The organism is Aquabacterium sp. NJ1 (genome assembly GCF_000768065.1).
Taxonomy (GTDB): domain Bacteria; phylum Pseudomonadota; class Gammaproteobacteria; order Burkholderiales; family Burkholderiaceae_C; genus Aquabacterium.
On record NZ_JRKM01000001.1, the window covers coordinates 4,857,417 to 4,869,099 of the forward strand.

The 11,683-nt window shown below is 60.6% G+C and carries 19 protein-coding genes; 3 read left to right on the plus strand and 16 right to left on the minus strand.

Annotated features, from left to right (window positions below):
* Positions 1-14 precede the first annotated feature (14 nt).
* Complete coding sequence (cysW, locus tag JY96_RS21025) at positions 15-890, plus strand: sulfate ABC transporter permease subunit CysW (RefSeq protein WP_035040466.1); 876 nt, start codon at positions 15-17, stop codon at positions 888-890.
* Complete coding sequence (locus JY96_RS21030; protein ID WP_035040469.1) at positions 887-1,978, plus strand: sulfate/molybdate ABC transporter ATP-binding protein; 1,092 nt, start codon at positions 887-889, stop codon at positions 1,976-1,978. The genes cysW and JY96_RS21030 overlap by 4 nt, the downstream gene beginning before the upstream one ends.
* Before the next feature lie 3 nt (positions 1,979-1,981).
* Here JY96_RS21030 and JY96_RS21035 read toward each other — a convergent pair whose 3' ends face one another.
* The 14 genes from JY96_RS21035 to JY96_RS21100 form a co-directional block, all read right to left on the minus strand.
* Positions 1,982-2,293 (minus strand): cupin domain-containing protein, encoded by a 312-nt coding sequence (locus JY96_RS21035; protein ID WP_035040472.1) that lies wholly within the window; start codon positions 2,291-2,293, stop codon positions 1,982-1,984.
* A gap of 31 nt (positions 2,294-2,324) precedes the next feature.
* Positions 2,325-2,969 carry an FMN-binding negative transcriptional regulator gene (locus JY96_RS21040; RefSeq protein ID WP_035040475.1) on the minus strand — a complete coding sequence of 215 codons (645 nt, stop codon included), beginning with the start codon at positions 2,967-2,969 and terminating at the stop codon, positions 2,325-2,327.
* A gap of 186 nt (positions 2,970-3,155) precedes the next feature.
* The gene (locus JY96_RS21045; RefSeq protein WP_035040478.1) at positions 3,156-3,638 is read right to left on the minus strand and encodes a DUF4124 domain-containing protein; all 483 of its coding nucleotides are present in this window, start codon (positions 3,636-3,638) and stop codon (positions 3,156-3,158) included.
* A complete protein-coding gene (locus JY96_RS21050) occupies positions 3,635-4,024 on the minus strand; it encodes a DUF488 domain-containing protein (RefSeq protein ID WP_035040481.1) in 390 nt (129 codons plus the stop codon). Before JY96_RS21050 ends, JY96_RS21045 begins: the two co-directional genes overlap by 4 nt.
* A gap of 18 nt (positions 4,025-4,042) precedes the next feature.
* Positions 4,043-4,582 (minus strand): DinB family protein, encoded by a 540-nt coding sequence (locus JY96_RS21055; RefSeq protein ID WP_035040484.1) that lies wholly within the window; start codon positions 4,580-4,582, stop codon positions 4,043-4,045.
* A gap of 22 nt (positions 4,583-4,604) precedes the next feature.
* Positions 4,605-5,105, minus strand: a complete 501-nt coding sequence (locus tag JY96_RS21060) for an NUDIX domain-containing protein (RefSeq protein ID WP_052162837.1) — start codon at positions 5,103-5,105, stop codon at positions 4,605-4,607.
* A gap of 33 nt (positions 5,106-5,138) precedes the next feature.
* The gene (locus JY96_RS21065; RefSeq protein ID WP_035040489.1) at positions 5,139-5,537 is read right to left on the minus strand and encodes a hypothetical protein; all 399 of its coding nucleotides are present in this window, start codon (positions 5,535-5,537) and stop codon (positions 5,139-5,141) included.
* 25 nt (positions 5,538-5,562) lie between these two features.
* On the minus strand, positions 5,563-6,009 hold the full coding sequence (locus JY96_RS21070) for an SRPBCC family protein (RefSeq protein ID WP_035040493.1): 447 nt from the start codon (positions 6,007-6,009) through the stop codon (positions 5,563-5,565).
* A gap of 76 nt (positions 6,010-6,085) precedes the next feature.
* Positions 6,086-6,454 carry a DUF2185 domain-containing protein gene (locus JY96_RS21075; RefSeq protein ID WP_235334002.1) on the minus strand — a complete coding sequence of 123 codons (369 nt, stop codon included), beginning with the start codon at positions 6,452-6,454 and terminating at the stop codon, positions 6,086-6,088.
* A complete protein-coding gene (locus JY96_RS21080; RefSeq protein ID WP_035040501.1) occupies positions 6,429-6,812 on the minus strand; it encodes a DUF4440 domain-containing protein in 384 nt (127 codons plus the stop codon). Before JY96_RS21080 ends, JY96_RS21075 begins: the two co-directional genes overlap by 26 nt.
* Before the next feature lie 21 nt (positions 6,813-6,833).
* Positions 6,834-7,268: an SRPBCC domain-containing protein gene (locus tag JY96_RS21085; RefSeq protein WP_035040504.1), complete on the minus strand. Its 435-nt coding sequence runs from the start codon at positions 7,266-7,268 to the stop codon at positions 6,834-6,836.
* The gene (locus JY96_RS21090) at positions 7,265-7,711 is read right to left on the minus strand and encodes a DUF1801 domain-containing protein (RefSeq protein WP_200883537.1); all 447 of its coding nucleotides are present in this window, start codon (positions 7,709-7,711) and stop codon (positions 7,265-7,267) included. Before JY96_RS21090 ends, JY96_RS21085 begins: the two co-directional genes overlap by 4 nt.
* Before the next feature lie 22 nt (positions 7,712-7,733).
* Positions 7,734-8,180, minus strand: a complete 447-nt coding sequence (locus tag JY96_RS21095; RefSeq protein ID WP_200883538.1) for a GNAT family N-acetyltransferase — start codon at positions 8,178-8,180, stop codon at positions 7,734-7,736.
* Between the two features lie 87 nt (positions 8,181-8,267).
* Positions 8,268-8,657 carry a DUF2784 domain-containing protein gene (locus JY96_RS21100; protein ID WP_035040506.1) on the minus strand — a complete coding sequence of 130 codons (390 nt, stop codon included), beginning with the start codon at positions 8,655-8,657 and terminating at the stop codon, positions 8,268-8,270.
* Positions 8,658-8,824: 167 nt separating this feature from the next.
* Between JY96_RS21100 and JY96_RS21105 the strand changes: the two genes are divergently transcribed.
* Complete coding sequence (locus tag JY96_RS21105; protein ID WP_035040507.1) at positions 8,825-9,856, plus strand: IS110 family transposase; 1,032 nt, start codon at positions 8,825-8,827, stop codon at positions 9,854-9,856.
* Between the two features lie 367 nt (positions 9,857-10,223).
* Here the strand turns inward: JY96_RS21105 and JY96_RS21110 are convergent, their stop codons facing one another.
* Positions 10,224-10,625, minus strand: coding sequence for an Imm1 family immunity protein (locus JY96_RS21110; RefSeq protein ID WP_200883539.1), 402 nt, complete (start codon positions 10,623-10,625; stop codon positions 10,224-10,226).
* Positions 10,615-11,589 carry an IS30 family transposase gene (locus JY96_RS21115; RefSeq protein WP_035040509.1) on the minus strand — a complete coding sequence of 325 codons (975 nt, stop codon included), beginning with the start codon at positions 11,587-11,589 and terminating at the stop codon, positions 10,615-10,617. The genes JY96_RS21110 and JY96_RS21115 overlap by 11 nt, the downstream gene beginning before the upstream one ends.
* Positions 11,590-11,683: the final 94 nt, after the last annotated feature.

The window sequence follows — 11,683 nt, forward strand, 5'->3', positions numbered from 1 at the left end:
AGGTGTGACGAGACATGAGTTCCCTCGCTCCCTCTAATCTGCCTGGCGCCACCAAAGAGCCCGCCTGGGTTCGCTATGTGCTCACCGCACTGGCGCTGGTTTTCCTATCGTTGTTCCTGTTCGTGCCACTGGTGTCGGTCTTTTTCGAGGCCTTCAAGAAGGGCGTCGACGTCTATCTGGCGGCCATTACGGATGCGGATGCGTTGTCGGCCGTTGGTTTGACCTTGATCGCGGCCGTGATCGCCGTGCCCTTGAACCTGGTTTTTGGCATATCCGCTGCGTGGGCGATCGCCAAGTTCGATTTCCGCGGCAAGAGCGTGCTGCTCACGCTGATCGACCTGCCGTTCTCGGTGTCGCCTGTGATCGCGGGCCTCATCTATGTGCTCGTGTTCGGTCTGCAAGGCTGGTTCGGCGAATGGCTGAGCGCGCATGATCTGAAGGTGATCTTCGCCGTGCCCGGCATCGTGTTGGCCACGATCTTCGTGACCTTCCCCTTCGTGGCGCGGGAGCTGATCCCCCTGATGCAGGCGCAAGGCCAGGAGCAGGAGGAGGCCGCACGTGTGCTGGGTGCATCGGGGCTACAGACCTTCATGAAGGTGACGCTGCCCAACGTGAAGTGGGCCCTGCTGTATGGCGTGATCCTGTGTAACGCGCGTGCCATGGGCGAGTTCGGTGCCGTGTCGGTTGTGTCCGGCCACGTGCGCGGGCAGACCAACACCTTGCCCCTGCACATTGAAGTCCTTTACAACGAATACCAGATGGCCGCAGCGTTTGCCGTGGCATCCTTGCTGGCCAGCCTTGCCCTGGTCACGCTGGTCCTGAAATACATTGTCGAACGCCGGGTTCAGCGCGAGCTGGCCCAGGCCAAGGACGCCGGAGTCGCCGCATGAGCATCGAAGTCAAGAACCTCGTCAAACGATTTGGCGCCGTCACCGTGTGTGACAACCTCAACCTGAACATTCCTTCCGGGGAACTGGTGGCCTTGCTGGGCCCCTCTGGCTCGGGCAAGACCTCGCTGCTGCGCATCATCGCCGGGCTGGAAACGCCGGATGGCGGCTCCGTGCTGTTCAATGGCGAGGACGCCACCCATGTGGCCGTGCGCGAGCGCCAGGTGGGTTTTGTGTTCCAGCACTACGCCTTGTTTGGCCACATGACGATCTTCGAGAATGTGGCATTTGGCCTGCGCGTGCGCCCCAAGGACGCGCGGCCCTCCGAGGCGCAGATCAAGGCCAAGGTGACCGAGCTGCTCAAACTGGTCCAGTTGGACTGGATCGCCGACCGCTACCCGCACCAGTTGTCAGGCGGCCAGCGCCAACGCATCGCGCTGGCGCGCGCCCTGGCGGTGGAGCCCAAGGTGCTGTTGCTGGACGAGCCCTTCGGCGCGCTGGACGCGAAAGTCCGCAAGGAACTGCGCCGCTGGTTGCGCCGACTGCACGATGAAATGCACATCACCAGTGTGTTCGTGACCCACGACCAGGAGGAAGCCATGGAAGTGGCTGACCGCATTGTGGTGATGAACCAGGGCCGCATCGAGCAAGAAGGTACGCCTGATCAGGTTTACGACCACCCGGCCTCGCCCTTTGTGTTGCAGTTCCTGGGGGACGTGAACCTCTTCCATGGCCGCGACCATGCGCAAGGCGCGGTGGCCAGCGCAGCCGACGCGCCGGCCGACGCCGTGAGTTATGTGCGCCCACACGAGATCCAGGTGCTGGCCCGTGCCGAGGAGGGCAGCCTGCCGGTGAGCCTGGTGCACACCTTGACCGTGGGCCCCAATACACGCCTGGAGTTCAAGCGAGCAGACGGCCACGGCGAGATCGACGTGGAGTTGCCCCGATCCGAGTACGCGGCGCTGCGCGACAGCGGCATCCTGCAAACAGGGGCGACGGTTCACCTCAAGCCGCGCCGCATCCGTCGCTTCTCGGCGGTCAATGGCGGTCGCGCCGAGTTTGTCGAGTCGGACCCGGCCTCCATGATCTGACGATCAGCGCGGGTGAATGTGCACCGCCAGCCAGGTGGCGCCCGCCGACACCTGCGTCACGGTGTGGGGCGTGTGTGCGGGCAGAAACAGGTGGTCGCCCGCCTTCAGCGACACAGGCTCGCCCGCAACGTCCAGCCGCGCTTCACCCGTGAGCAAGATCACCCATTCGTCTTGCTCCTGAATGTATTCGGTGGGTGTGATGTCGGTGCTGCTCACGATGCGCTCGATCACCACATTGCCTTGCTGGACGAGCGTGTCGAAGCGCTCGCCTGTGCTGGGTGGCTGGGCATCAGCGAAGAGATTGCGAATGTGCATAGCGTGTCGGGGTGGCGTGTCGGGCGTGTGCTCAAGGTGCAACTGGTGAGCCGAACGCCTGCACCAGGCCGGCCATGCTGGACGCCTCATCGCGCTGTAAGGCCTGTAACCCGGCGATGACACCTTGGCGGTTGGCCAAGCCCTGATTCTGACTGACCTTCCACTTGCCTTGCATGCGCACGATGCGGAACTCGATGCAGACAACCAAGCCCAGCAAGCGCTCGGTGAAGTCCTCCGGGGCATCCGCCAGTGCCCATGGTTTGCGCTGCTCGGCTTCGTGCCGACGGGTTTGCTTTTCCAGCACCGCCCGGATGTGCGCTGGGTCATGAGATACCGCCAGCGTGGCGTGCGCATGGACAACGGCATAGTTCCACGTGGGCACAACCTTGCCTGATTCTGCTTTGCTGGCGTACCAGTTGGGCGACACATAAGCTGAAGGGCCTTGAAAGACCAGCAGGTGTTCTGCGCCTGGGCCCGTCTGCCACAGCGGGTTGCTCCTGGCCACATGCCCGATGAGCTTGCCGGCCGCACCTTGCTCTGGCTCGTACATCAGCGGAATGTGGTCGGCGACCAGCCCGGAGTGGCCTGAAGAAATGACCGTGGCCAGTGGGTGTTGCGCCATCAGGCCGAGCAATATCTCGGGCCTGCTTTCTTCGAAGTGGGCGGGGCAGTACATGGCTTCCTGTTTTGTGTGGGGTGTCAGGTGGCGTGGTCAGCCGAGGCAAAAAAGCACAGGCCATCCTCTGTGTGCGTCAGGGCCAGGTCAGCGAAGCGGCAAGCATCGAAGAGTGCGCGGATCCCCGATTCAGCCGAGGCTGGATGAGTTGAGGTTCTGGTGTTCATGGCTTGTTGATGCCTTGCCTCAATCCCTGAGCGGGCCGCACTTTTCATCCGGGCTGGGAACCAAGGTGCAGTTGTCGAATGCCTCGGGCTTGATGCTACCCCTGGTGGTTCGGTAAGGGCCGAAGCAGTCCAGGCTTTCCTGATACAGGAGGCGCCAGGTTGCACAGTCCGTTGTGCTGGTGACGCCCTGGCTAGGCCGCCGGTTTGGTGGCACAGAGGCCGCCGACGCGGGCTGCGAGGCCTTCTCGCCCGCGCCGGGCTTTCGGATTGACGCCGCGGCCTTGTCCCGTGCGGCGCGTTCCTCCGCTTGCTTCCTGTCTTCCGCCGATACCTCGTAGGGGCCTAAGTTGACCGGCTTGGCCGAGCCGCGGTATTTCTCAGGCACCACATCCGACACATGTGTTCGCCCGTTCTCGTCAACCCAACGGTAAACCACGGTCGCGAGCGTGGCCGATGAACAGAGCAGTCCAAAGGCGAGGGCGTAGGCGGTTGGGCGTTTCATGGGTGAACGTCTGCGCCGGCCTGTTCAAGCAGGTGGCGCAGGATGGATCGATGGCAATGCGCTTCGTCCTCACAGTAGCAGCCAACGGAAAAATTGGATTGCCGTGACAAGGTGGCCAGCAACTCGATGGTTCGGCTGGTCTCGGGCGTGCTCATCTCGCTTTTGTATTGCTTCTCGAAAGCCCGCCATTGCTCGGGTGATGCGGCGGCCTGCCCGAGCTTCATGGTCTCCAGACTGGGCGCCAGGTTCGGGTACCAGACGTCATACCAGTTGCCTGACGCAAACTCGGCCTTGGGCACGCCTCTTGGCGGGCGGCGTACCGTGCCAATGCGCGTACCTTCGTCCTCTGTTCTGGGGCTGCCCAGTCGAACAATGCGAACGGTCATGAGGGCTCCTGATCTGAATCAGCCATCAACTTGGGGGATCAACGCCAGCAAATCCGTGGTGCCGGGATCGATGCCGGCCTGGAACAGCAGCGTCGTCACCTGACCCCGGTGATGCGTCTGGTGATTGAAGAAATGAGTGAGCAGGGCGTGCAGATTGCGGCTTGACCGGACGCCCTTGGTATTGGCATAGCTCAGGTTCGATGCCAGCACCTCGTCGCTTGCGCTGGCTGTGAACTGAATGATCAGCTCGTCCAGCCATTCACGGTAGGTCTGTAGCGAACCGAGGTCTGCAAACATGGCCTCATCGAGTGCCTTGGGTTGAGGCCGCTCGGTCACGGGGCGAAGGATGGCGGCACACCCGGGGTGCTGGGCAAAGCGGTTCAGCCAGATCGTGTCGCCCACAGCCAGGTGGTTCAATGTGCCCAGGATGGAGCCAAAGAAGGCGCCCCGATTTGCTGTGATGGCCTCAACGGGCAGCTCGGCGGCCGATGCCAACAGTTTGCGGTTCATCCACTGGTTGTAGTGGGCCAGTAGCTGCAGGTGGGAAGAGGGGGTCATGACGAGGTCAGGGGTTGGCCATTCATTCTGGCCGCCAGGCAGCAGCCTGAAAGTAGGTGCCAGCCTCGCTGGCTTGCTCTGCTTCGAGGAATCGGCGTGTATCAGCTCGCAGGGGTGTGCGCCCCATCGCCTGCGCATCCAGGAAACGGGCCGCTTTGGTTTCCGCACCGTCGGCAATCGGCGTGCCGTGTTCGACACGCGCTGCGAACACGGTCGCCACCCAGGCGATCTGGTCGCCATTGCTGTATGTCGTTACGCAATCAGCGCCACCAACGACGGCCACGATGCGCGTCAACCTCGCCAGGACGTGCGTCTCTTCCCAGACTTCGCGAACCGCCGCATCGGCAGGCGACTCCCCCGGCTCGATGATCCCGCCCGGCAGCGTCCAGCTGTCCGAATCCCGATCATGCACAAACAGGATGCGATCTTGCGCATCCCGTGCGATCACGACAATCGTAGGCAGCAGGACGAGGTCGGTGCCGATCTTCTGCCGCAATTGAGCCAGGAATGGAGGAATGGGCATGTTGTGGCCTGAAGTCAAGCGTGTTGGGTGCGATCACGTATTCTGAGGGCGCATGGCCTCCCATTGTTCGACAGCATGCCTGGCCAGCGCCGTTACCCAGCAAGGTGAATCTGGCACGAAGGCCAGGCCGAACTTCGGGCTCACCAGAAAGCCGGCCCGCTCGAAGTGGTCACCGTCTTGCTCGCGCACAAAAGCCTTCAAGCTGGGGAAGGGCACCGACACGGTGTTCAGGTGCACGACCTTTGCTTGCCTGGTCACCTCTTCCAGCCGCCCGCAATCCTGGAAGCGAAAGACCACATCGCCGTAGTCCAGCTCGGTGAGTTCCACGGCGTTTCGTGTTTCGCTGTCAGGCTGTCCATTTGCCCGAACCACGTCTTCACGCCTCGCGGTGAAGGGGATGCCATCTACGCTGACGTAAGGGTCCAGGTGCATGGGGGGCGCTCCCGTGAGCGGGGGGTCAGTCGGCGATCACGGGCTCAACCAATCTGACCAATTGGGCCAGTGATTCCTGCCAGCCGAGGTAGCACATCTCTACCGGGATGACGGCCGGGATACCTTCTTGAACGATGTTCAGCTCGGTCCCGCAAGAGACAGGCCTCAGTGACACGGTGGTCACCATCTCGCCAGACAGATGGGGATCGTCAAATTTATCCGTGTAGCAGATGCGTTCATGCGGCACGAGCTCGCGGTACTCGCCACCAAAGGGGTGTCCGTGCCCCGTGGTGAAGTTCGTGAACGCCATCCTGAACGTGCCGCCAACGCGGGCATCCATGTGCAGGACCTTGCACGTGAAGCCATACGGCGGGAGCCACTTGGCCATCGCATCCGCATCCAGGAAAGCGCGATAGATGCGCTCTGGGGTGGTCCGGATGACGCGGTGAAGGCGAACGGTGTTGCTTGGCATGATCAGCTTTCAAATGGAAGAGGAAGGCCCTCAACGCCACGACGATCCAGCAGCCCAGGAATCGACACGGCGTGCGTCAGTCCTCGTCAGGCTCCCAATCACCAGCCTCCTGGAACTCCCCGACGCCGCTGGCCTTCTCAAAAGCAGCCCCGACCTCGGCCTTGAGGTGCGCAATGATGGACGGGTCGATGTTGGCGATGAGGTTCACGTCATACGCCCCTTGGTTGTTCGCGTTCTCCATGTAGGCATCGCTTTCGAGGCCCGACAGAAAACGCCAACCACTGTCTGAGTGGTTGACCGGCTGTTCCCGGTACATGAACCGGACCGGAAGCCCTTGAACGGCGATCTTGTCGGTGGCGATGCAGGTGCCAAGGCCCGTCACAAGCGGCTTGAGCTGGTCTGGCGAGAGGTGAAGTTTTTTACTCATTGGATGGGGGCGCCACAACGGTGCCTTGGTGATAACGCATTTTCCAGCCTTGTTCGGTTTGCTGCCAGAGGGTAGCCCTTCTGGACAGGCGTGTGGGCTGTTCAAGCAGGTAGGTCAACAGGAAGTTGCCTGGCGCGATCTCTTCTATCCGGTAGTCGGACGCCCGCCAGGCTTCTTCACGGGGTTGGGCCTGGCGCGCTTCCAGCGTATCCAGGACGAAAGTGCGGTCATACACCTTTCCAGAGGCGCCGACTTCCCAGAATTCAGGGGCCAACAGCCGTTCGAAGTGTGCCCGCTGTTGGCCATCATTGGCCGCATAGATCAGCGGCTCCAGCGCCTTCAATTGCGTCAGGACAAGGGTGATTTCCGTGTTCATGAAGAGGCAGGGCAGGGGGTGTCAAGAGCTTGCTTTGCCCAAGCCCAACTCGGCGCTCAGGCGGTCAAGGTTTTGCTCGTTGGCCGGTTCGACAATGTGACGAACCGCTTGCGCCACGGCGTCATCGGCAAAGGCCTGATCCCACCGGAGCAGGGTGCCTTGGCCCGCAGGCTCCAGCGCGATGGTGAGCTGGAAGTGGGGCTCGCAGACGTGTCGAATCACGACGCGCCTGTCAGGCTCGATATCGGTGAAGATGGATTCGTTGGCATAGACCGTGCCGTCCGGCCCGATCATGCGGAAGATCCATTTGCCGCCAGGCTGAAAGTCGAAGACCTCGAATTGGTTGGAGAAACCATTGGGCCCCCACCATCTGGCCAGACGCTCAGGGGCCTGGATCGCAGCGAATACCGATGCGGGCTTTGCGGCAAGGTGTCGGGTGGTGCTGAAGGTGGTCATGGGCGTTTCGCTTTGGTCTTCGCTGATGAGGTGTTGCGCGCCGCCGCGGCAAGAATCAGGGCCTTGAAGGCCGATGCATTGATGATTTCGCCTTCCAGAATGTCGATGGCACGCCTTGTGTTGCCGTCCATGCTTGAATTGAAGAGCCGGTCCGGGTCGTTCAGCGAGGCGCCCTGGGCGAAAGTCAATTTGACCTTGGCCTTGTAGGTTTCGCCCGTGCAGATGATCCCATCAAAAGACCATACGGGGGTCCCCATCCACTTCACCTCCTCGACGACGTCGGGAAGCGCCTCCTTGATGAGGGCGCGTAACTGGCTCAGCGTCTGGCCGCGCCAGTCCGCGAGTTCCGTGATCTTCTTGTCAATGAACTCGGATGCGGGCTGGGGTGCCGATGTGATGGGTCGCTTCACGTTTTGCTCCTCTGCATTCAGTGCCAAGCTCATGCTGACGGCGTGGCATGTGCGCTTACTCAAGCACCTTTGTCATGTGGTGGCAACTCAGTTCGAAACCCTTGTTGAGGTAAAGCCGATGCGCCACATGCCTGGCATAGCCCGTATCAAGGTGAAGCGCCTTGCACTCCTGCTGGCGAGCGTACTCGGCCAACCAGTCAAGCAGCATCCCCCCAAAACCTTGCCCCCGGGCCTCGGGCAGGGTGCTCAGGTCGTCAATGTAAATGACCCGCCCCCAGGCAAGGAATTCAGCTGTCCTGAAGCCCGCGACGCTCTTGACCAAGCCGTCTTGCTCAAGCGCCAACACCTGGAAACCTTGCGCCTGCTGCCGCCGTATTTGAGTCAGGAACGCTTCGCGGCGCACATGTGGACGCAAGGCGGAAAACGCGTCAAAACACGACTCGATCTGCGAGTCGTCATGGGCGAGGAACAGGCGGGGTTGGGGCATGGCGTTCTCGGTCATGTGGTTCTGGTGTTGGTACGCAGGCACGCCAGCATAGAGCAAGTGCCCACGCCCCTGTAACTGAAACGGCGCTGGCTCCTTGCCTTGTCACGCATGCCGATTGGACGCTTCACGTCTTGTGGTGCGGAGGCGTACAAGTCGGGCGTAGATCGATGCGTTGATGGCGACAACGAACACGGCCAGCCAGATCTGAATGCTGTGAGTCAGGCCTGCAGGGTAGATGATCGGCAAGAGGTAATGCTCGATGAAGCCGTCTGCGTAGCCAGACTGCCCGGCCTGTTCTCTAAGCCGGTTTTCCAGATATGTGAGGGGGCAGATCCGGCCAGTTGCTTCTACAAAAAATGCCCAGGCTGCCGCAGGTAGGTGTACGTAGGGAATCCATCGCCAGCGGAACGCCAGGGCGGCGCCGCATACCGCGAAGAGGATGAACGCCAGGTGAATCAACAGTACCGCGTTCGCGGCGAGATGGAAGTGCATGTGCGCCCTTGTTGACCTCCACGTTGACTGATGGATGGACTCCCCCGCATTTTGACGGCATCAATGTGCCAGCCGGCTTTCATGTGGTGTGTGGGACGGCGCTCAACACGAAGGAGTCCGAAACGAATGCTACAGCCCGTATTCAAAAGATTCAATCCTGCAGCAGCATGGTCGTTGGCGTTGATATTGCGGAATCGGTGTTTCAGTTGTGCGAGGCGGACATGAACTGGCGGCGCCTGGGTAGCCACCGGCTGAGCCGCGCGCAGTTCGAACGCTGGGTCGACAACCGAAACATTGCCTTGGTGATCGTGGAGGCATGCGGCATGGCGCACCACTGGGCGCGCAGGCTCAGGCAGCGCGGTATTGATGTTGAATTGCTGCCGCCGCACTACGTGAGGGCCTACGTCAAGCGCAACAAGACCGATGCGGCGGACGCTGCGGCGCTGCTGGAGGCGGCGCGTTGCGCCGACATTCAGCCCGTGCGCATCAAGACGGTGGAGCAGCAGGCCTTGCAAGCGTTGCACCGCACGCGTTCGATGTGGATGGGGTGGCGCACGGCGACGATCAACGCGATGCGAGGCGCCTGCCGAGAGTCGGGGCTGCGTGTCTCCAAGGGTGGCAAGGTTGGCCTGGCACAGATGGCCAAGCTGATTGCCGAGGCTCAAAGCGCGATCCCGGTGCTGCTGAGAAACACGATGAGGTCGATGCTCGAAGAGGTGCGCCAGCTCGAAACCCGTATTGACGCGATCGAGAAAGAGCTCAGTGCCGTGGTTCGCCACAGCGAGCCTTGCCAGTTGCTGCAAAGCGTGCCTGGTGTGGGCCTGTTGACGACCACGGCCATGGCTGCGGCCACAGGAGGTGATGTGACGCACTTCAAGCACAGCCGAGGCTTTGCCTGCTGGTTCGGCATCACACCCAAGGAGCATTCCTCGGGCCACAACCGAGGACTGGGTCGAATCAGCAAGCAAGGCGATACCTACCTGCGCATGCTGCTGATCCATGGCGCCCGAAGCGTGCTCAAGGCGGCCGCTGCGGCACAAGCGCAGGGCAAACCACTGGATGCGCTCAAGCGCTGGGCCTTGCAGGTACAAGCCAGGACGGGCCACAACAAGGCCGCCTGTGCGCTGGCCAACAAGCTGGCGCGCATTTGCTACGCATGCTTGCGAGACAAGGTGCCGTACCAGGCCAAGATGGCGTGAAGGCCCCGGCTCGAAAGCCGTCTTGAAAGAAGAAAACCAAGTTCCCCTCCCAGCGTTGTGACGAGATTGATCTCCCATCATGGCACCACGGGCAACACCCACACAGCTAGACGCCGATAACTGGACAGGCAGCTTCATGCATGCCGCTTGCAACGATTGGCGCAGTTGTGACGCAGATTCCATGTCAGCACGGGCCGCCTCAAGCAGGCCCAACCCAGATGCCGGATATACGACTGCAAGCGCTTCCATCCGGGCCATTCAATGGATCAATCTCTTGCGTTTGTGGGGGAGTCCATATACGACCAGTTAGGCTGGTGACAGAAGATACTCATTTGCTTGTTCATGTAGGCCTTGCGAAACGGCAGACTCATGACTCTTGCCATTCAATCCAGCCGGGACGAAGGCCATCATTGACAAAGAAATAGGCAAGGGCCTTGTAGCAGTCCTCTACCCGCAGACACCATGCAGCCGGGTATTCATCTACTTGGCCGTTACTCAATTGATATTGGACGGTCCCTTGCATTTGTGGATTACCGATGCTCATGCAACCTGAATCACCCTCGTGGCTGAGATACATAAGGCAAGCAGCCTCGGCGTTCCGGAGCATGCACAAGGCCGTCCCGTCTTCTGCATTGAGCCACAACTCAAATTCTTCGTGTTTGTCGAAATCGTCGAGAGCTCTACCGAACTCTTCGATCGACTGGACCAGGTTGGGTAGGCCCTGAAACGTAACGATGGGTGGCAAATAAGGCCCAGATTCAACCAGCAAGTGCAACGCTAGTACGTCCGAAGAAGACTTCGGAAGGCGTCAGGAAATTGTGGCGTTTGCGTGGCCTGTTATTGAGTTCGCTGGCGAAGTGATCGCACTGCTTTTGAGTGAGATGTTGCATGCAGACTCCCTTTGGTACGTATTGACGTAGCAGGCCGTTGAAGTTCTCGTTGGTGCCACGCTCCCAGGAATGATAAGGGGTGGCGAAGTAGCACTTGAGATTGAAGTGTTCCTCTAGCTTTGCGTAGTCGTGGAACTCCGTTCCGTTGTCCAGGCTGAGCGTTTTGAATTGACGCTCGTACTTGGCGATGGCGACCTTGGCAGCGCAGATGACTTCTTCTTTGGTGCGAGCCTTGAGCTTCATGACGATGGCAAAGCCACTGACGCGCTCGACCAGAGTAAGCAGGCAGTGGCGCAGGTCTTTGCCGATGACGGTATCGCCTTCCCAGTGACCGATCGCGATGCGCAAGTTGGCCTCCTGTGGTCGCTCGCTGATATGGCGCTTGCCGGCCAGAACACCCCTTGAATCCTTGGATCGGTAGCGTTTGCGACCGTTCTTGGACATGATGCGTGTGTGCGATACCAACTCACCGCCGCTGGCCTTGTCGCGACGCAGCCAGCGGTAGATGGTCTCGGTGCTGATTTCAAGGAGCTTGAAGCGTTTGAGGATGCCGCTGATTTGCTCAGCGCTGAACTTCCTGCGGATGAGGCTAAAGACCTGAGCGCGCTGAGCGTCGGAGTAGTGAGAGCCGCGACGGCAGCGCCGACGTCGAGCCACGGCGTAACTGTGAGCCTTCTCTGGCCGGTACTGCGCTCGGTGAGTAGTCAGGTTCCGGCGAAGCTCACGACTGACGGTGCTTGGGTGTTTGCCAATTTGGCGAGCGATCTCGGCTTGAGAGTATTTGGCTACTCTCAAGGCGTTGATGGTGTATCGTTCCTCTTGGGTGAGTTGGTGATACGTCATAGGTGCAACCTCGTTCTTGGTCGGATAAGGTGCAGCTAGTTTCGCCGCTCCCCACCCATTTCAATGAACGTTGCACTTACTAGTTGAATCCGCG